The organism is Pseudomonas sp. TE3786, from assembly GCF_054057335.1.
The window spans coordinates 46614-66500 of sequence record NZ_JBSRZF010000003.1; the positions used below are offsets into that span (position 1 = coordinate 46614).

Below are 19887 nucleotides of genomic sequence, written 5' to 3' on the forward strand. Positions count from 1 at the left end.
CTACTCGCTTGGTCAGCTGCTGAAACAAACCGGCGTTGCCGTGCAGGCACGCTGGCAGATTTTTTTTTGTCAGGGTGCCGCCACCTTGGCGCGGGCTTCCTCCGGCACGCCCGCCGGCATCACCAGCGGCGTGGCGAAACTCAAGGCGACCATATACACCATGCCACTGCCAGGTTCGTTCAGCCCGGCCTCGGCACAGATAAACTCGAACACCGCGTCGGCCTGTGCTTCATCCACCACCACGTTGACCACCCGCGACAGGCTCGCTTCCGGCACCTTGTTGCGCGCTGCCTTGGCCGCTTGCAGGGCGGGTACGCGGCGACAGTGCAGGCTGTCGGCGCGGGTGATGCCATGCACTTCACGCAGCAGTTGCAGCAGGCGGCGGTCGCTGCCGTTGTCGGGCAATATGCAGGTGATCCGCTTGGCCGCAGCGCCCGGAATACCGGTAAAGGCGTCGCTCACAAGAGGTTTCCTTGTTCCAGCATCTGACGGGGAATATAGGTGGCGACTTTCTCCACCGGCGTTGCGTAGATCATGCCGGCCCCAGGTACATCGAGTTTGGCGGCGTAGTAAATCGCTTCGAGCACGGCGTCCTGGTAATCGGCTGCCACCAGCAGGCTGACCACCTCTTTTTCCGCGTCTATGGCGATGCCCAGCAGGCCGTGACGCTCGCGGGGGCCCAGGCCGTGGGCGTGGAACACGATGGCACCGGGGGTGCCCATGCCCTGGGCGGCCAGGATCACCTGATCGGCGCGCCCGGCGGTGACGATGCAGGTAATCAGACTTACATCGGTAAGGTAGGTAATGCCGTCCGTTTTCATCGCACTTCTCCTGCGTTTATGACTGGCGTAACGGGGTGTTGCTGCGCCTCTTTGGCTTGCCTCCACAGCTGCACGCGGGCCCATTGGCCGAGCAGCAAAACAGTAATGATCGGGCCCGCCGAGGCCATGCAGAGAATGCCGAAACCTTCGACGGCATGGGTGGCATTACCCAGCCCCAGCCCCATGGCCAGCACCAGCGGCACGGTGATCGGGCCGGTGGTCACGCCGGCACTGTCCCAGGCGACGTTGACGAACTCTTCGCTGGAAAACACCGTCAGCAGCGCGGCGAACAGGTAGGCGGGGATAACCAGCCAGGCCAGTGGCAGGCTGAACACCAGCTTGGCCACGGCGATGGCAATGCCGCTGGCCACGCCGATGGACACCGCGCGGATCAAGGTACGCCGGCGGATAAAACCATTGGTCAGGGTTTCCGCCGTCACGCCCAGGGCATTCAGCGCCGGTTCGGCGACAGTCGCCCCGTAGCCCAGCACCCAGGCAAAGGCGAGGGTCAGTACCAGGCCCACTTGATAGATATACAGCGGCGATTTTTCCACGCCCTCGATGGCCATAAAGGCCGCCGGTATCAACGAACCGGCACTGGCACCGAGGGCGGACAGGCCGTAGGTCAGGCCAAGGTTGAAGATGCACATGCCGACCACGGTCAGGCCGATGCCCAGAAGGATTTCGGCGCGCCGCTGCAGGGTGTGGCGCAGTAACAGCTTCAGCACCAGCAACAGGAAAATCACCAGCGGCACGATGGCCCGCACCCCCGACACCACCTCCAGACCGGGGCTTACCTCGTACCACTGCATCACCTGTTGCCCGGCACCGGCTGCCGCCTGGGCGGCGGCGATGATTTCGCCAGGCGAGGTGCTGGCCGCCACGTACAGGGCCAGCAGCATCACGCCTATTACGGGAAACAACGAAGCCAGCGTCACGATGCCAAAGCCGGACAAGCCGGAGTCACCTTTGCCCGCGGCTGCCGCGATGCCGATGCCCAAGGCCAGCACCAGGGGGACGGTGACCGGCCCGGTGGTGACCGCGCCGGCGTCCCAGGCCAGGCCGATGACCTTGGCCAGTTCCGCGTCGCTGGCCATATACCCGGTGAGCAGCAGCACCGGCACCAGGGCCAGGTATATCAACGGCTTCAGGCTCCAGCCGTAGAGAAACCGCAGGGTGCCGGTAACGGCCGCCAGGCCCACGCTGATTCCCACCACCAGCACCAGCTCGCTGGTCCACTGGTTGAGAATCGCCCAGAGGTAGGGCGCCCGTTCTGCCGATACGTTCTGCCCGGCGGCGCGCAAGGCACCGATGGCCGGTTCGGCGAACGTCACGCCGATGCCCAACAGTAGGGTGACCAGCAACACCACGGGTAAAGACGACTTGCGCGGCAGCGTGCTGCCAATTATTTCCCCCAGCGGCATCAGCCCGAGCTTCAGCCCTTCCATAAACAGCATCAGCCCGACGATTACGGCCGTAAGGCCGGCAGTCACCAGCAACGCGTCATCGACCACCTGACGCAGAATCACGATCTGGAACAGCGCCAGGTACAGCGCCAGGGGCACCACGGCGCGCACTTGCTCCATCAAACGCACATTGAGATAGGGCTTGAGGATGGCGACTATTTCGTTCCAGCGTAAGGTCGCGCCCTGGTGGGGCGATGGCTGCCAACGTCCATCGGCACCCCTCACTGGCGCGGCGACGATTTCCCGTAACGGTATTTCCCGGCGACCGGCGCCGATCATGTGCAGGTAGTCGGCGTAGCGAATGGGTTCATTCATCAGGTCGTTTACTCAGATTGGTCTACCAAGGTCCGACTGACACAGGGGCTGGCTTTGCCGCGATGTCGGCTAGAGGGTAGTAACCTTTTGCAGCTGCGTCCAAGCCGCTGCCGGTTTTAAATCGCGTCTGATTTCATAACTTTTCAGCTGATTTCAGAGCGCCAGTGTGGCTGTCCATGAGTCAATTCCCCGAGGCGAAGCGCTGCTCGCCCGCACTCGAGGAAACGGCCCATGAGCATCGATCGATTGAGCAAATGGCTGGCCACCGGCATGCTGATCATTGGCGGTGCGTGCCTGTTCAGCATGTGGCAGGCCGAGCAGTACAACCAGCAGAGCCTGCGCATGGCGCAGCAGAGCATCCAGGTGGTCAGCCTGACCGCGCAGGTGTCCGTCGATAATCGCCGCATGACCCAGTTCGCCCGCCTCTATGTGGCCACTGGCGACGCGTTTTACCGCGAGCAATATCAGGAGATGGCCCACGCCGGCGGCATCGACCAATCGCTTCGGCAATTGCGTGAGGCCGAGCTGCTACCCATGCAGCAGCGCCAGTTGCGCCAGGTGCTTGAGGCCGATCAGTTGCAAACCCGCTTGGAGCAGCAGGCGATGGAAGAGGGCTACGCCACCGGGCGCAGCAGCCTGTTGGAAGGGGCACCCTATGTGCAGAGCGAGCTGTCAATCTCCACATTGCTGGACGAGTTCCGCACGCACAGCGCCGCCTATCAGAACCAACTGATGGCCGCTTCCGTCGACGAGGCGGCAAAGGTCAAGCGCCTGGCGGCGCTGGTGTTGGGGCTGACCATGATCTACGTGGTGCTTGCCCAGCTGTTTGTGCGCCACAAGCTGCTGATGCCGCTGCGCCGCCTCACCGAGCAGACTCGGCGCCTGCAGACCGGTGAAGAGCTGGACGACCTCGAGCATAGCCATGCGCCGGACGAGCTCGGCGAACTGGCCCGTGCCCTGGATGATTACCGGGTGGTCAATCAGCAGGTATTGCGTCAGCAGTGGGTCAAGGATTGCCTGGGTCAATTGGCCCAGGAGCTGCCGACCTGCCTGAGCCGCAGCGCGCTGATCAGCCGGCTGGAAGAGCTGGTGCAACCCTGGCTGCCGGGTGTCGAGGTGTGCTTCTGCGAACAGGGGGGCTGCCAGGAGGTTGCAGGGGGCGATCGGCTTTACCGTCTGCCGCTGCGCTGGGGCGATCGTCAGGACGACACCCTCGATCTGCGCCTGCAACAGACCCCCGACGCCCGCCAGCAGGCCTTGCTGCAGGCCCTGCACGAGCCGCTGCATGCCTGGTGGGGCCTGATGTTGCAACGCGAGTACAAGCAGCGTCTGTTGCAGCAGGCGCGCGACCAGGCCGAGCAGCTGGAATATCAGCGCAGTGCCCTGACGGCCACCGAACGCTGGTACCGCGGCATAGTCGAGGCCGCCCCCGATGGCTTGCTGGTGCTCGATATGAGTGGGCGAATCATCCTCGCCAACCTGGAATGTGAACGCATCCTCGGCTACCCCGGCGATGGCCTGTTGGGGCGGCACTACCGAGTGCTGGTGCCGGAAGGGCAGCGCCAGCTGCTGGCCAACATCCTGCGCAACTTTTACCTCGACCCCGCCCTTAACCAAGTGGGCGAGGGTATGGCGCTGCGTTTTGATGGCAGCGAGTTTCCCATCGAAATACGGGTGTCGTTGCTGCCTTCGTTGAGTGGCGACAGTCAGTCGCTGTGTGTGGTGATTCGCGATCTGACCGAGCGCAAGCAGCACGAACGCCGCCTGCAGCTGGCCCACGAGCAGCAGCGGGCGATTCTGATGGCCGCGCCCAATGGCATCGCCTTCATCAACGGCGAGGTCATCGTGCAAGCCAACTCCAGCCTGCATGATTTCTTTGGCTATGCCGAGGGTGAGCTGCTGGGTAAATCGCCGCTGATCTGGCTGGATGCGGACAGCGACCATGACAGCATTAGCGATATCCGTCAGCTGCTGAACCAGGGCGAAACCTATCGCCGCGAGCTGCATCTGCGCCGTCAGGACGGTAGCCACTTCTGGGGCGCGGTCAGCGCGCGGGCGGTGAGCCCCGGCGATATGAGCCAGGGTTCGATCTGGTTGATCAAGGATGTCTCGCTGCAGAACGCCGCCGCTGCGGAAATGCGTGAGGCCCGTGAACTGGCTGAGGCAGCGGTGCGGATCAAGGCCGAGTTTCTGGCCAATATGAGCCACGAAATCCGCACGCCGATGAACGCCATCATGGGCATGACCCACCTGGTGTTGGCGACCCGCCTGGACGAGCGCCAGCGCGACTATCTGGGCAAGGTGCAGAGCTCCAGCCGGCACCTGCTGGGGGTCCTCGACGATATTCTGGACTTCTCCAAGATCGAAGCCGGCAAGCTGCAACTCGATCCCCAGGATTTCAGCCTCAAGTGCCTGCTGCAGGAGACCACCGACCTGGTCCAGGCGCGTCTGCTCGATAAGGGCCTGGCGCTGAGCCTGGTGGTGGCCGCGCAGGTGCCGGACCAGTTGCACGGCGATCCGTTGCGCCTGCGGCAGATCCTGCTCAACTACCTGAGCAACGCGGTGAAGTTTACCGAGCGGGGCAGTATCGAGGTCGCTGTGCAGCGCTGCCAGTCGAGCGGCGCGGGGTTGTGCCTGGAGTTCTCGGTGCGCGACACCGGCATTGGTCTGAGTGCCGAACAGTGCGCCAAGCTGTTCCAGAGTTTCCAGCAGGCCGATGCCTCCACCACCCGGCGCTACGGCGGGACCGGCCTGGGCCTGGCCATTGCCAAGCAGCTGACGGAGTTGATGGGCGGCCAGGTCAAGGTGCTCAGCACGCCGGGCGAGGGCAGCACCTTCAGCTTCAGCGCCAACCTGCAGTTGGCCCATGCGCCCTTGCGCGAGCAGCCGAGCGGCGGCTCCAGTTGGGTAGCGGGGCAGGCCTTGGGCGTGCGGGTGCTGTTGGTCGAGGACAACGACTTGAACCAGCAGGTGGCGGCCGAATTGCTGCAGGCCATGGGTTGTCAGGTGGATATCGCCGGCAACGGTCAGCAGGCCCTGGAGCTGCTCGCCGGGCAGGACTACGAGCTGGTGTTTATGGATATGCAGATGCCGGTGATGGATGGCCTGGCCGCAACCCGCGCACTGCGGCTGCGCCCCGAGCTGGCCGGGCTGCCGGTGGTGGCCATGACCGCCAATGCCATGCGGGAAGATCGCGAGGCCTGTCAGGCCGCCGGGATGAACGACTTTATCAGCAAGCCCTTTGAACCACAGACCCTGCAAGGCGTGCTGCAACGCTGGCTGGGCGGGCGTTGGCAGCCGGTGCAGGCCCCGATCCAGACAGCGCAGCTGCAGCTGGAGGGTGTCGATACCCAGGCGGGGCTGCGTCGGCTGCTGGGCAATGAGGCGCTGTACCGACAATTGCTCGGTCAGTTTCTACTCGGCCAGGAACACCTGCTGGCGCAACTGCAAAGCCGGCTGAGCGCTGGCGACGCACCGGGTGCCGAACTGCTCGCCCATGGTTGCCGCGGAATTTCCGCGACCCTGGGGGCAGAGGCCGTGGCCACTGCTGCCGGTGCTCTGGAACAGCAGTTGCGCGAGCACGGCGTCACGCTTGCCTGTCAGCCGCTGCTGGCGGCGCTGGCAGCGGCGCTGCAGCCGTTGCTCGAGCAGTTGCGCCAGTTGCAGACCACTGAGTACGAGGTGGCGGCCGAGGTGGACGACGCGCTCTTGCGGCAGATATGCGCGCAACTCTCCGAGCTGCTGGCGGACTACGACAGTGAAGCCTTGTCCTGTTTCACCAGCCATGCGCCGTTATTACGCGCGGCGTTTCCTCAGCAGGTGGCGCGCTTGTCGGCGGCGCTACAGCGTTTCGAATTCGACAAGGCCAGGGCTTGCCTGGAGGAGGCGCTATGCGTGCGGCTGGAACCGGCCGGTTAAAGGATTCAGCGCAATTCATGCTGATTCAGCCCATTTCACAGCACTTCAGCCGGGGCCGTGGAGTAATGGTCATAGCCCGCTATGGGCCGCCTGGAGTGTCTGAAAATGACCGATAAAAAACGACACACGCTGCTCGTGGTGGATGACGGCCCCGAGAACCTGCGCCTGATGCACGAGTTGCTGCACCGCGACTACCACTTGCGGGTGGCCTCCAACGGCACCAATGCCCTGGAGATCGCCCAGCGCACCCAGCCCGACCTGATCCTGCTGGATGTGATGATGCCGGACATGGACGGCTACGAGGTGTGCCGCCGTCTGCAGGCCAACCCACTGACCCGCGACGTGCCAGTGCTGTTTCTCACCGCGAAGCAGCAAGCCGAAGACCAGCAGTACGGCCTGGATCTTGGCGCGGTCGATTACCTCAGCAAGCCACTGGAGCCCACCGTGCTGCTGGCCCGGGTTCGCAGCCAATTGCGCCTGAAGCTGGCTGCCGACCAGTTGCGCCAGCGCAACGCCGACCTCGACCAGGAGGTAGAACAGCGCACCAGCGAGCTGCAGGCGGTGCACGATGTGACCATTCTGGCCCTGGCTTCGCTGGCCGAAACCCGCGACAACGAGACCGGCAACCATCTGCGCCGTACCCAGCACTATGTGCGTGCGCTGGCCTACCAGCTGCGCAAGTTGCCGCGCTTCGCCGCTGTGCTGGACGAGGCGAGCATCGAACTTCTGTACAAATCCGCGCCCCTGCACGACATCGGCAAGGTCGGCATTCCCGACCATATCCTGCTCAAGCCAGGGCGTTTCGAACCCCACGAATTCGAAGTGATGAAGCATCACCCGCGCCTGGGCTACGCAGCGCTGGTCAAGGCAGAAGAGCTGTTGGGCATGCCCGTGCCGTTTCTGCGCATCGCCAAGGAAATTGCCCTCTGCCACCACGAGAAGTGGGACGGTAGCGGCTACCCCGAGGGCCTCAGCGGCGAGGCGATTCCCCTTAGCGCCCGCTTGATGGCGGTTGCCGACGTCTACGACGCGGTGATCAGCCGCCGCGTGTACAAACCGGAAATGCCCCACTCCAAGGCGGCGGCAATCATTTGCGAGGGCTGCGGCACGCACTTCGATCCGGATGTGGTGCAGGCCTTTCTGAGCCTGGAGCAGGAGTTTCAGGATATCGCCCAGCGCTATGCCGACACCGACGAGACGCTGCACGCCAAGCAGGAACTCCTGGCCACTGCCCAACCGCGGTTGAGTGCCTGAACAGCCGCCAGCCTTTCCCTCGGAGCGTTTACCGATGTTTGAACAGACCGTCTTCCTCGTCGTCGACGATGCCGACTCCATGCGCAAGATCAACAGCAACCAGCTGAGCCGTTTGGGGGCGCGGCAGATACTGCTGGCCAACAATGGCCTGGAGGCGTTGAACATCATCAATAGCCGTCGCGTCGATGTGATCGTCTCGGACTGGAACATGCCGGTGATGACCGGGCTGGAGCTGTTGATCAAGGTGCGCAGCGACAAACGTACCGCGCACCTGCCATTTATGATGATCACCGCCGAATGCGAGCGGGAGCAGATCACCCGGCTGATCGACAGTGGTGTCAGCAGCATCCTGATCAAACCCTACAACCCGCAGAGCCTGGCGCAGCAGCTGGAGCAGGCCATGCGCCATCGGCCGAAATACCAGGCACTGCCGACGCAACCGGTTGCAGCACCGGCACCTGTACCAGCACCTGCGGCCAGCAAGCGGCGACCAACGTTGCTGGCGGTGGACGATATGCCGGAAAACCTCGGCCTGATCGCCGGGCTGTTCAAGCCCGAGTACCGGGTCCGTCTGGCCCAGGATGGGCAGACCGCGCTGGGTATCTGCACCTCGAGTACGCCGCCGGATCTGATTCTGCTGGATGTGATGATGCCGGATATGGACGGCTTCGAGCTGGCCGAACAGCTGCGCAGCCATCCCCATGCCAGCCAGATTCCATTGATCTTTATCACCGCGATGAACGACCCCGAGGCGCTGCACCGTGGCCTGGAACTGGGTGCCGTGGACTTTGTGCACAAACCGATGGATATGCGCCTGCTGAAGCTGCGGGTGAGCAACTTGTTGCGCCATGTCGAACGGCACCAGCAGGTGCAGGCCGAATGCAACGAGCTGCTGATGCAGGCGCGGCTGCGCGAGGAGGTCGAGCAGATCACCCGCCACGATTTGAAGGCCCCGCTGAGCGGCGTGCTTGGTATCGCCCGTGGCATGCTCGATGGCGGCAACCTGCTGCCCGGGCAGAAGCGCATGTTGCGCCTGCTGGAAGATAACGCGCTGCAGGCGATGAACCTGATCAATCTGTCGGCCGCGCTGTACCGCATCGAAACCGGGAAGTTCGAACTGCAGCCGGTGGAGGTAGATCTGGCCACGATGCTCACCAGCATGGTCGAAGCACTGCGGCTTACCTATCAGGCCAAGGCGTTGGTCATCGAGCTGTGTCTGCCGGACTGCGTCGAGGCCCCGACGGCACCGGCCTGGGCCGATCCGATGTTGTGCTATTCGCTGCTCAGCAACCTGCTGAAGAACGCCTGTGAGGCCGCGCCACAGGGCAGTCGGGTGCGGGTGCAGATGGTAGAAGGTGACGAGATCGGCATCCGCATGGAAAACCAGCCGGCGGTACCGGCGGACTTTCGCCCGCAGTTCTTTGAGAAATACAGCAGTCGCGGCAAGCCGGGTGGCAGTGGCCTGGGCACCTATTCGGCCCGGCAATTGGCCAAGGCCCAGGGTGGCAACCTGGAGCTGGAGGTCGATGAGCAGCAGGACATCACCTGTTTGCTGCTGGGGCTGCCCTCGGTTGGCGCAGAAGTCGCTATCGGCTAAGGCTCAGGTCGCGGGCCGGGTCTGCACACAAAGCAGCACCGCGCCCAGGCCGTTGTCGATCACCAGGCTGCCCGCAGCGAGTTGGCGCAGGCGGTAGCGCAGGTGCAGATGCTTGTTGAAGACAAACAACCCGAGGCCGCTGAGTTGCTCAGGTTGCAGGTTGTCTGTCGCGCTTTTGCCGCTGTGCAACACCTGAATCAACAGACGCTGACCCTCCAACTGCTGAGTGAAACGGGCGGCGCGGTGCAAGTAGCCCAAGGGTGGATCCTGGTGGGCAATCAACAGGCGTGAGCTGACCTTGTAATCGCCTTCACCCTCGGCACGCAGATCCAGGTCGTACTGACTGAGCAGCCATTGCGTCTGTTCTTCGCGGGAAAACGCCTGGGCGATACGACCACTGCATTGCAGATCGAGGGCGGGCGAGCCGTTGAACCAGAACCCGGCACCCAGGCTGAGGACGCTGATGGTGAGAAACAGGCCGCGCCGCATTGTCGGGCTATTCATTCAATTGCATCCCGACACATTGGCTATCGGCGTTCTGCAGCGTGCCCTGGCATAGCAGGGTCAGGCTGCGGTAGCGATCAGCCAGGCGATATAGATGCAGATCGGACGGTGCCAGGCCGATGCGCTGCGCCAGTCGTCGGGCTATTTCCACCAGGCGCTGGTTGTCCGGCTGCAGCGCGCCGGCTGGCATGCTTTCCAGGTGCAGGGTGATGCCGTCGAGCTGCTCGGCGCGCTCCTCGACAAAAGGGCGGTTGGGCAGGGCTCCCGGGTGCAGCAGGGCCGGCAATATAAACAACGTCATCCAGCAGGCCAGCACCACCATGCCCTTCGACAGATGGCTGATCCAGGAACGGCCCGATCTGGGCGACGGGCCTTCGGCGGCCATCGGCGGCGCTTCGGCGTCGCTGGCAGGGACCGCACGCGCTAACGCGGAGGGCTCCAGCAGCGCCACCGGCAGGGTGATCTTGTAGCCGATGCGGGGCACCGTGAGGATCAGTTCCTGCCCTGGCTGCAGGGTCTCCATGGCCACCCGTAGCTGGCGTACCACTTGGGCCAGGCTGTTGTCGGAAACCTCCAGGCCGAAAGCACCCCACGCCCCATTCATCAACTCGCGCTTGCTGACGATCTGCCCATTGGCCTGCAACAACTGGGTCAGGCAGCGACTGGCGATGGCACCGATACGCTGCACCTCTTCAGGCGAGGTGGCGGCGTAGAGCACAAAGGTCTCGTTGTCGAAATGCACCAGGCGGTTGATCACAAAGATGCTCATGGAATCAGACCCTGCGTGCCGAGGGCAGGGCGCAACCTGAATCGGCCCTATGGCCCGGTGGCAAACCTGAGATACCCGATGGATCACTTAACACGCTGCGTCTCCCTTGCTGCTCGTTCTCGACAATCCCCGTCACCCTCAGTCAGGGGTGAGCTGCTCCTAGCGTAGTCGCACATTGGAGCGGGGCTATGAGCAACTGCTGATTGCGATGTGCTGATGTCATTTCCCGCAGTGAGGCCGGGGCAAGGCCCGCGATCTGGATTCAGCCGATTGTCGGCAGTTGAATCAGCTGCCAGGCTGAAAAGGCATATTGGAGCCGCGGGTCAGTAAGGAGTGACACGCCAAGTGTGTGTTTATGAATGAGCGCCGACTACCGTCGTCCCAGCGCAGGCTGGGATGACGGGGGGGATCACACCACCTCAAACCCCAACCCTGCATGCCGAGTCAGCCGCTCGATATAGCGCTGATCAAACAGCGTCGCCGGCGTCCAGAAACCGCCACCCTTGCCACCATCTTGCGGGTGATCCAACGCCAGACTGATGGCCGCCTGCCCAAGCATCTTGCTGGTTGAGCCATAACCTGGATCGCGGTCCCCAGTGACCTTCACATTCAACACCTGGCCGGTTGCCGAACGACCCAACAACCTCAGGTCATAACGCCCGGCCAACTGTGCTTGCGGGCTTGGCCCCTCGCCCGGCTTGGGCAGCAGAAAGCGTTCAAGCAATTTGCGGATTGGCGCAATCATCACCCCGAGCATAAAGAAGCCCAGACCGAACACGAGGGCAAAAGCCGTCAGCCGTCCTTTGAGGCCGGGGCCGGTAAGGGTGGCTTCGTTGTAGGTGAAAGAAGTGCCGTAGCTATTGCCAGACAACGCGTTGGAACGGTGCACCACAGGCTCGTTGATGGCGGCCATCAGAAACGGGCCGGTCCATTGGCCAAAATCACTGTCGTACTCGACCCCGCGCACGGCGTGCTGGCGTGCGGTCAACCCATGGCCTGGCGGGCAGATGGAGTAGGGGTTGATCAGCTCCTTGCGCAGCGCCGGGTCGGCGGCAGCCTCCCGGGCGACGTTGATGATGCTGGCGATGGTGCCGCCGGAAGCACCGCCCTTGAGTGTCTTCACGCGCATTTTCACTTGGCTGGCCGGTGCGCCCCATTGCCGCTGGGCCTGCTGCTGGAGGAAGTACACGCCCATATCGGAGGGCACCGAGTCGAAGCCGCAGCAATGCACGATGCGTGCGCCGGATTGCTGGGCGGCGGCTTGGTACTTGTCCTGCATGCGTTTGATCCACTGCACTTCGCCGGTGAGGTCGCAGTAGTCAGTGCCCGTCTCGGCGCAGACTTTTACCAGCGGTTCGCCATACAGCGCATAGGGCCCGACAGTGGACACCACCACCCGGGTTTGCCCGCACAGCGCTTGCAGCTGCGCTTCATTGGCGGCGTCGGCGATGATCGTCGGCAGGTTGTGGCCTAACGGGCCGAGGGTACGTTTGAGTTCCTCGAGTTTGCTCGCCGAGCGGCCGGCGATAGCCCAGCGCAAGGTCGGCGCTTCGCCGGGCAGGTACTCGGCCAGATAGCGGGTGAGGATCTGGCCAACAAAGCTGCTGGCACCGAAAACGACGAGGTCATAGGCAGGTGTGTTCATTGGCTGTGGTCTTGCGCAGAAGGGCATCGGTGGGTGGCCGCTCTTTGGCGGCCCGGTTTACCCGAGTTACCTTAGCTGAGCCAGCGGGCCAAAGGCACCAGGGCCACTGAAACTAACGCAAGCTGTTACCGCGATTCGCCTATCTGACGATCAGTCGGCAATACCCGAACCGCGGCCGGCCTCTCTACAATATCGCTCCACGTACCCCACCGAGCCCGCCATGGACATCGAACTCGCCCGTACCTTTTTGCAGATTGTCCGCAGCGGCAGCCTGGTGGCCGCTGCCGAGCAGCTGCATGTGACGCAGACGGCCATCAGCGCGCGGGTGCAGAACCTGGAGAGTCAGCTCCAGTGCACGCTGTTTGTGCGCAACCGCGCCGGTGCCAAGTTGACCGCCGATGGCGAGGCCTTTGTAGTGTTTGCCAATCAACTGGTGCAGACCTGGGCCGCGGCGCAGCGCGATCTGCCCTTGATGCCGGGTTACCGCACGGTGTTGCGGGTGGGCGGTGAGGTGAGTTTGTGCAATCCGCTGATGCTCAGTTGGGTGCAGCAGTTGCGGGTGCAGCTGCCGGGTTTTGCCCTACGGGCGGAGATCGGTGATGGCCAGGCATTGCTCAAACAACTGGAGCTTGGCGTGCTGGATGCGGCGCTGGTGTATCAGCCGGCATATTGGCCGGGCCTGCAGGTGGAGTTGCTGCTTGAAGAGAAGCTGATTCTGGTGCGTAACCCGCAGCTGCCTGAGCCCTATGTGTATATCGATTGGGGCGAGGGCTTTCGTCGTCAGCATGATGCGGCATTGCCGGACAAGGCCAAGGCCGCGCTTGGTTTCAACCATGGGCCATTGGCGCTGCAGTACATTCTGGCCTCCGGCGGTGCCGGCTATTTCCGCACGCGGGTGGTGCAGAGTTACCTCGATAGCGGTGCCCTGGAGCGGGTGGAAAAAGCCCCCGAGTTCAATTTTCCAGCCTATCTGGTATATGCCCGCGAGCGCGATGACGAGGCGCTGCAGCAAGCCTTCACCCTGTTGCGCGAGGTGGTGCACAGCGGCAGCGATTGGTCGCAGCGCTGGGACCCGGTTTAGCCCAGGTGCATTAACAGATCGCGGTGCAAGGCGGCGATCAGATCGGTCTGGGTGACGATGCCCAGCAGTTCACCTTTATCCAGCACCGGCAGGCAGTGCAGGCCCTGGTCGGAGAGCAGCGGGATCATTTCCACCACATGGGTGCTGCGTTGCACGACGGTCACCGGGTGGCTCATGACTGCTTCCAGCACCACCTCCCGACGCTGACCCAGCAGGTTGCGCCGCCTAGGCCGGGAGCGCTGGTTGACCAGGTCGATAAGGCTGACGATGCCGACCAGATGCCGCTGTTCATCCAGTACCGGCAGGGTTTTCAGGTGGTGATGCCGGAGTAGCTCCAATGCCTGTTTGACCGTGGTCTGCGGGGTGGCGGTCTGTACATCGCGGGACATGATCTGCTCGGCGCAAATCGCGCCCATGCTGCGCCGCAGGGCGTTTTTCTCGGTGGTGCGGATGATCTGTTTGAGGTCTTCGCGCTGGATATCGACAAAGCCGCCCAGCTCGTTCAGGGCGTCATCGAGGTCGGCGCTGGTAATGCCCACGCGTTCTTCGGGCAGAGGATCCTGGGTGGCATGCAGATGGGGCGCTGCGGCCGGCCGCTTGGGGTAACGCACGCCGCTGAGGTTGTTGTAGAGCAGGGCGCAGCTCAGCAAAGCCAAGGCATTGAACAGCGCCGGGTAGAACAGCTGCCAGCCGAGGCTGGTGAGGTGCGGCCCACCGAGCACCAGGCAGATGGTCAGGGCCGCGCCGGGCGGATGCAGGCAACGCAGCAGGCACATCAATACCAAGGTGCCGGCCACCGCCAGCGCCGCCGCAGCGATTCCGCCACCGACGAAGTGCAGGGTAAGCACCGCCATCAGCGTGGCCACGGCGTAGCTGCCGACAATCGACCAGGGTTGCGCCAGGGCCCCGGACGACACCGCAAACAGCAGCACCGCCGACGCGCCCAAGGGGCCCAGCAAATGGGCGGCAAGCTCGGCACCAAACAACTGGCCACAGGCCCAGGTGCAGGCAAACACCGCCAGCGCCGCGCCATAGGCGGCGCGTAGCCATTCGGTGGGGCGGGTGTTGCTGGCGGCGGGCAGAAAGGCGGATAACCAGGCGGCAAACATCGGGCAGCGAAGCTCGGTAGAAATGACGGCGGGCAGTGTGGTCAGGCCGCTTGGTCAGTACAAACGAATAATAATGTTGCTTGAGTGCAGAGTTGTTGCAGTTAACGCCGATCTTTTTGGTCGATAGTTAAATGTTGCTCGTCATATAGACTTTTAAAATTATGCCCGTAATCTAACTCCATCTAGCCTTGGTTTCAGCAAACGCCAAACGGCAGAAAAACTGCCTTCCGATGCAACAGCGATGGAGAACCTGCAATGACAACGCAAAACGAAAAAGGCACGGCACTGGTAACCGGGGCGTCGTCGGGTATCGGCGCGGTGTACGCCGAACGCTTGGCACGCCGTGGTTATGACTTGTTGCTGGTGGCCCGTGATCAGCAGCGCCTGGACAAACTGGCGGCCAGCCTTGGTGCCGATTACGGCGTGCGGGTGGAAGTGTTGAAGGCCGATCTGACCCAGAAGGCCGATATCAAGGCCGTGGCGCAGCGTCTGCGGGGCGACAGCACGATCAGTGTGCTGGTGAACAATGCCGGGGTGGCGATGGATGGGCCGTTGAACGAGGCCGATATCGATACGGTTGACCGTATGCTCGAGCTGAATATCACCGCAGTCACCCACTTGGCTGCCGCTGCCGGTGCCAATTTCGCCGCGGTTGGCGGTGGCGCAATCATCAACCTGGCGTCTGTCGTGGCCTTGGCTCCGGAGATGTTCAACGCCACTTACAGCGCCACCAAGGCCTACGTGTTGAGCCTCAGCCAGTCGTTAAACAGTGAGCTGGGCAAGTTTGGCGTGCAGGTGCAGGCGGTGTTGCCGGGCGTGACTCGTACGGAAATCTGGGAGCGTTCCGGTATCGACGCCAACCGTATTCCGGCGGCCATGGTGATGGACGCGGGTGAGATGGTAGATGCGGCCTTGGCTGGTTTTGATCAGGGTGAGTTGGTGACCATACCGTCGTTGCCAGATGCCGCCGATTGGCACGCTTTTGTTGCCGCGCGGCAGAAGCTGGGGCCGAACCTGTCCCATAGCTCGGCGGCGGCGCGTTACCAGAGCTGATCGGCGCTACATAAAAAGCCCGCCATATGGCGGGCTTCTTCTTGGGCTGCAATCGTGGGTGTGCCTGGCGATTTTCAACAATTACCGCGATCAGTCGTTTTCCACCTGCTTGAGCAACTGCTGCCGAGCGCCTTTCAGAATACGGTCGGAAAGTTCCGGATCGGTAACGCTGCGAGACAGCATCAAGGCACCAACCATGGTCGACAGCAGGGCGATGCTCTGCTCGGTGGCGTCCGGCCCTTCAAGATGCTCAGCCATTTTGCTGACCCGGCTTTCCACCATACGGTCGGTGGTCGGGCTGGGTTGGCCGCGCTGGCCGAGCTCCGAACACAGAGTCGGCATCGGGCAACCCATACCGGGGTTGGCGCGGTGGCTGGCACTGAGGTACTGGCGGATAAAGGTCTGCAGCGGGTTGTCGCCGGCAAAGGTCTGGTCGACCGACACCGCGAGCTTTTCCACTGCAGCGTTCAACGCCTGCTCGACCAGATCATCCTTGGATTTGAAATGCGCATAGAAGCCGCCATGGGTCAGGCCCAGGGCCTTCATCAACGGCTGCAGGCCGGTGACGCCGACGCCGTCGCGGCGAAACCGCTCCGAGGCTTCGTCGATGATGCGCTGATGGGTTTGTGCCTTGTGATCTTCTGAATAACGCACGGCAACAACCTCCGATGACGTGAAATGCTGGCCGTCATTCTAAACCCATGGGAAGGGTTTAGTGGCGGGTGAATTGGTGTCTGAATTGAGTCGAGATTCCTGTAGGAGGGGCTTAAGCCGCGATGCTTTTGATTTTTCAAGATCAAGGGCATCGCGGCTGAAGCCCCTGCCACAAAAGCCCTTGTTCCTGGACATAATTCGGCCGGCGCTCAGACCGCTTCCAGCAACGTCGCCACCCCTTGCCCACCGGCAATGCACTGCGTAGCAATGGCAAACCGCCCGCCGGTGCGTTTGAGCAAGGACGCCGCCTTGCCGGTGATCCGCGCGCCGGTTGCGCCCAGTGGGTGCCCCATGGCCAGCGCGCCGCCGTCGATATTGACCTTGGCCATATCCAGGCCCAGTTCCCGCACGCAGGCGATGGATTGGCTGGAGAATGCCTCGTTGATTTCCACCAGATCGATGTCGTGGATACTCAGGCCTTCGCGCGCCAGCAGTTTGTGGGTGGCATGCAGCGGCCCCATGCCCATGATCTCCGGCGGGCAACCGGCCACGGCTACAGCCCGGACCCGCGCCAGCACAGCGAGATTGCAACGCTTGGCAAAGGCTTCGGTGCAGACGAACACCGCCGCCGCGCCGTCGGTGAGCGGCGAGGCGGTGCCCGCGGTCACGCTGCCGCCAAACGCCGGTTTCAGCGTGGAGAGCGCTTCGGCGTTGGTGCCAGGACGAATGCAGCCGTCTTCGCTGACCAGGCCTTCGGGAGTGATGATCGGCACGATCTCATCCTTGAAGTAACCCAGCTCGCGCGCCTTGGCGGCTTTGGCGTGGGAGTCCACTGCCATCAGTTCTTGTTCCTCGCGGCTGATGCCGTACAGGTTGGCCACGTTCTCGGCGGTCTGGCCCATGGACATATAGGCCTGGGGGAAACTTTCCAGCAGCTTGGGGTTGGGCGAGATATTGAAACCGCCCATGGGCACCCGGGTCATCGACTCCACACCGGCACAAATAAACGCCTCGCCAGCGCCGAGCAGAATCTGCCCGGCCGCGAAGTGCACGCCGGTCATGGAAGAACCACAGAAACGGTTGACCGTAGCGCCGCCCAGGGTATCGGGCAGGCCGGCGAGAAAACTGGTGATGCGCGCGATATTCATGCCTTGCTCGGCTTCTGGGTAAGCGCAGCCCATGATCAGGTCTTCGATTTGCCGTGGATTGATGTCCAGGCGGCCGACCAGCTCCTTCACCACCTGGGCGGCGAGGTCGTCAGGGCGCACGTTGATCAGGCCGCCTTTGCGGGCGAAATGGAACGGCGAGCGGGCATAGCCGGCGATAACGATGTTGTGCATGGTGGGTCTCCTGGACGCGGCTTAGCCGTGCATGTTCATGATCAGGCAAGTTGTGGAGGCGGTGGCGTAAAGCTTGTCGTCCACGTCGTACAAACGACCCTCAGCCAGCGCCGTGGAACGCCCGACATGGATGATCCGCCCTTCGGCGCGAACCGGACCCACCGCGGTGGTCAGGGCGCGGATATAGCTGATGCGCAGGTCGGTGGTGGTGTAGCCCTGACCCTTGCTGAGCATGGTGTGGATGGTGCAGCCCAGCGCCGAGTCGAGCAGGGTGGCGATATAGCCGCCGTGCACGGTTCCAAGCGGGTTGTAGTGCATGTCCTGAGGCGAGCCCTGAAAGATAAAGTGCCCAGGCGTCCACTGGATGGGCGTCATATGCATCGGCCCATTGATCGGCGGCGCGGGCAGTTGGCCGCCACCGATGCCATCGAAGAATTCCTGTGGGCTCATGCTCGCCACTTCCTTGAGCGACAGGGTGCCGGGGGCGGCCATCCGGGCACGCATTTCCTGGGCATCTGCCAGCCAGGCCTGGATTTTCTCGTCGCGGGTTTGGCTACTCATCGGGCACCTCATAGAAAACAATCGAACGCTCTGAAATAACGCTTACAGACTAAATTACACTCGACATACAAACAATATGAAGGTTGTAATATAAGCGCCAAGCTTGATGGCATAAGTGCCATGGCATCGCGGCTAAAGCCGCTCCTCCAGTTCGCACTACCCGTAGGAGCGGCTTTAGCCGCGATGCTTTTGTCGATGTCACCAATGCGCCGATTTCAGTCTTTACTGCTAAGACTTTTTCTCAGGGGGAACACAGCATGAGCAATTACGACGTGGTGATTATCGGTGGCGGCCCCGGCGGCTATAACGCGGCCATTCGTGCCGGGCAGTTGGGCTTGAAGGTGGCGTGCGTGGAAGGCCGTGAGACATTGGGTGGCACCTGCCTGAATGTTGGCTGCATGCCCTCGAAAGCGCTGCTGCATGCATCGGAACTCTATGAAGCGGCAGTAGGTCCTGAGTTCGCCAAGCTGGGAATCGAGGTCAAGCCGACCTTGAACCTGGCGCAGATGATGAAACAGAAAGATGAAAGCGTGACCACCCTGACCAAGGGCATCGAGTTTCTCTTCCGTAAAAACAAGGCCGAATGGATCAAGGGCTGGGGCCGCATCGACGGGCCGGGGCGGGTGGTGGTGAAGGCCGCCGATGGCAGCGAACAGGTGCTGACCGCCAAGGACATCGTCATCGCCACCGGCTCAGAGCCAACGCCCTTGCCGGGCGTGACCATCGATAACAAACGTATCCTCGATTCCACTGGCGCGCTGTCGTTGCCGGAAGTGCCCAAGCATCTGGTGGTGGTCGGTGCAGGTGTGATCGGCCTGGAGCTGGGCTCGGTGTTGCGGCGTCTGGGCAGCGAAGTGACGGTGGTGGAGTACCTCGACCGCATCTGCCCCGGATTGGATCTGGAAACCGGCAAAACCTTCCAGCGCTCCCTGGCCAAGCAAGGCTTCAACTTCAAGCTCGGCAGCAAAGTCAGCAGCGCCAAAGCCACAGCCAAGGGCGTGACCCTGGAGATCGAGCCGGCCGCAGGTGGCGACAAGGAAACCCTCAAGGCTGACTATGTGCTAGTGGCTATCGGCCGCCGCCCCTTTACCGAAGGCCTGGGCCTGGAGAGCGTCGGCATCACTGCGGACAAGCGCGGCATGTTGGAAAACCACAAGCACCGTTCTGGCGTGCCGGGCGTGTGGATCATCGGCGATGTCACCTCCGGGCCGATGCTCGCGCATAAAGCCGAGGATGAGGCGATTGCCTGCATCGAGCAGATTGTCGGCAAGGCCGGTGAGGTCAATTACGCGCTGATTCCCAGCGTGATCTACACCAAGCCGGAAGTGGCCACCGTGGGTAAGACCGAGGAGCAACTCAAGGCCGAGGGGCGCGCCTACAAGGTCGGCAAGTTCCCGTTTGCCGGCAATAGTCGGGCGAAGATCAATCACGAAAGCGAAGGCTTTGTGAAGGTTCTGGCCGATGAGCGAACCGACGAAATCCTGGGTGTGCACCTGATCGGTCCGAGCGTCAGCGAACTGATTGGCGAGTACTGCGTGGCCATGGAGTTCGCTGCCTCGGCCGAAGATATAGCGCTGACCTGTCATCCTCATCCGACCCGCTCGGAAGCACTGCGTCAGGCGGCGATGAACGTGGATGGCTGGGCGATGCAGGCGTAACGGGAGAAGACCTGTCTGCCATCACCGTCGTCCCAGCGCAGGCTGGGACCCAGACTCTTCTCGCCACATTCAACTCCCGTTACCCCAGCCTAGGCTGGGGTAACGGGAGGTTGTTCAGCTTTCCCCGTCGGCCCAGCGCGCC

16 protein-coding genes are annotated in these 19887 nt (G+C 62.6%); 6 read left to right on the top strand and 10 right to left on the bottom strand.

Annotated elements, in window-relative coordinates:
• Nucleotides 1-69 precede the first annotated feature (69 nt).
• Genes ACVW0Y_RS04630 through ACVW0Y_RS04640 form a run of 3 tightly spaced genes read right to left on the bottom strand, consistent with a single transcriptional unit; the run spans nt 70 to nt 2602 of the window.
• Nucleotides 70-462: a hypothetical protein gene (locus ACVW0Y_RS04630; RefSeq protein WP_457436399.1), complete on the bottom strand. Its 393-nt coding sequence runs from the start codon at nt 460-462 to the stop codon at nt 70-72.
• Nucleotides 459-821 carry a P-II family nitrogen regulator gene (locus tag ACVW0Y_RS04635; protein WP_457436400.1) on the bottom strand — a complete coding sequence of 121 codons (363 nt, stop codon included), beginning with the start codon at nt 819-821 and terminating at the stop codon, nt 459-461. Before ACVW0Y_RS04635 ends, ACVW0Y_RS04630 begins: the two co-directional genes overlap by 4 nt.
• On the bottom strand, nt 818-2602 hold the full coding sequence (locus tag ACVW0Y_RS04640) for a DUF1538 domain-containing protein (protein ID WP_457436401.1): 1785 nt from the start codon (nt 2600-2602) through the stop codon (nt 818-820). The genes ACVW0Y_RS04635 and ACVW0Y_RS04640 overlap by 4 nt, the downstream gene beginning before the upstream one ends.
• A 231-nt stretch (nt 2603-2833) precedes the next feature.
• Here ACVW0Y_RS04640 and ACVW0Y_RS04645 point away from each other — a divergent pair, with 231 nt between their 5' ends.
• The 3 genes from ACVW0Y_RS04645 (at nt 2834) to ACVW0Y_RS04655 (ending at nt 9371) form a co-directional block, all read left to right on the top strand.
• Nucleotides 2834-6520 (top strand): PAS domain S-box protein, encoded by a 3687-nt coding sequence (locus tag ACVW0Y_RS04645; protein ID WP_457436402.1) that lies wholly within the window; start codon nt 2834-2836, stop codon nt 6518-6520.
• A gap of 105 nt (nt 6521-6625) precedes the next feature.
• Nucleotides 6626-7774: a response regulator gene (locus ACVW0Y_RS04650; RefSeq protein WP_457436403.1), complete on the top strand. Its 1149-nt coding sequence runs from the start codon at nt 6626-6628 to the stop codon at nt 7772-7774.
• 34 nt (nt 7775-7808) lie between these two features.
• Nucleotides 7809-9371: an ATP-binding response regulator gene (locus tag ACVW0Y_RS04655; RefSeq protein ID WP_457436404.1), complete on the top strand. Its 1563-nt coding sequence runs from the start codon at nt 7809-7811 to the stop codon at nt 9369-9371.
• A 3-nt stretch (nt 9372-9374) separates the two neighbouring features.
• On the opposite strand, the gene ACVW0Y_RS04660 is transcribed toward ACVW0Y_RS04655, so the two are convergent.
• The 3 genes from ACVW0Y_RS04660 to ACVW0Y_RS04670 all read right to left on the bottom strand — a co-directional run bounded on the left by ACVW0Y_RS04660 (nt 9375) and on the right by ACVW0Y_RS04670 (nt 12289).
• Nucleotides 9375-9875 (bottom strand): hypothetical protein, encoded by a 501-nt coding sequence (locus ACVW0Y_RS04660; RefSeq protein WP_457436405.1) that lies wholly within the window; start codon nt 9873-9875, stop codon nt 9375-9377.
• Entirely contained in the window at nt 9868-10644 is a 777-nt protein-coding gene (locus tag ACVW0Y_RS04665) for a winged helix-turn-helix domain-containing protein (RefSeq protein WP_457436406.1), read from the bottom strand. The genes ACVW0Y_RS04660 and ACVW0Y_RS04665 overlap by 8 nt, the downstream gene beginning before the upstream one ends.
• 409 nt (nt 10645-11053) lie before the next feature.
• Nucleotides 11054-12289 carry a saccharopine dehydrogenase family protein gene (locus ACVW0Y_RS04670; protein WP_457436407.1) on the bottom strand — a complete coding sequence of 412 codons (1236 nt, stop codon included), beginning with the start codon at nt 12287-12289 and terminating at the stop codon, nt 11054-11056.
• 220 nt (nt 12290-12509) lie between these two features.
• On the opposite strand from ACVW0Y_RS04670, the gene ACVW0Y_RS04675 reads away from it, so the two are divergent.
• On the top strand, nt 12510-13370 hold the full coding sequence (locus ACVW0Y_RS04675) for a LysR family transcriptional regulator (protein WP_457436409.1): 861 nt from the start codon (nt 12510-12512) through the stop codon (nt 13368-13370).
• Here ACVW0Y_RS04675 and ACVW0Y_RS04680 read toward each other — a convergent pair.
• Nucleotides 13367-14479, bottom strand: a complete 1113-nt coding sequence (locus tag ACVW0Y_RS04680; RefSeq protein ID WP_457436411.1) for an HPP family protein — start codon at nt 14477-14479, stop codon at nt 13367-13369. The genes ACVW0Y_RS04675 and ACVW0Y_RS04680 overlap by 4 nt on opposite strands.
• A gap of 255 nt (nt 14480-14734) precedes the next feature.
• Between ACVW0Y_RS04680 and ACVW0Y_RS04685 the strand changes: the two genes are divergently transcribed.
• The gene (locus tag ACVW0Y_RS04685) at nt 14735-15532 is read left to right on the top strand and encodes an SDR family NAD(P)-dependent oxidoreductase (protein ID WP_457436413.1); all 798 of its coding nucleotides are present in this window, start codon (nt 14735-14737) and stop codon (nt 15530-15532) included.
• Between the two features lie 90 nt (nt 15533-15622).
• Here the strand turns inward: ACVW0Y_RS04685 and ACVW0Y_RS04690 are convergent, their stop codons facing one another.
• The 3 genes from ACVW0Y_RS04690 to ACVW0Y_RS04700 form a co-directional block, all read right to left on the bottom strand.
• Complete coding sequence (locus ACVW0Y_RS04690) at nt 15623-16186, bottom strand: TetR/AcrR family transcriptional regulator (protein WP_457436414.1); 564 nt, start codon at nt 16184-16186, stop codon at nt 15623-15625.
• Between the two features lie 209 nt (nt 16187-16395).
• Nucleotides 16396-17526, bottom strand: a complete 1131-nt coding sequence (locus tag ACVW0Y_RS04695) for a thiolase family protein (protein ID WP_457436415.1) — start codon at nt 17524-17526, stop codon at nt 16396-16398.
• 21 nt (nt 17527-17547) lie between these two features.
• Nucleotides 17548-18087 carry a PaaI family thioesterase gene (locus tag ACVW0Y_RS04700; protein ID WP_457436416.1) on the bottom strand — a complete coding sequence of 180 codons (540 nt, stop codon included), beginning with the start codon at nt 18085-18087 and terminating at the stop codon, nt 17548-17550.
• A 257-nt stretch (nt 18088-18344) separates the two neighbouring features.
• Here ACVW0Y_RS04700 and lpdA point away from each other — a divergent pair, with 257 nt between their 5' ends.
• Nucleotides 18345-19745, top strand: a complete 1401-nt coding sequence (gene lpdA / locus ACVW0Y_RS04705; RefSeq protein WP_457436418.1) for a dihydrolipoyl dehydrogenase — start codon at nt 18345-18347, stop codon at nt 19743-19745.
• Nucleotides 19746-19887: the final 142 nt, after the last annotated feature.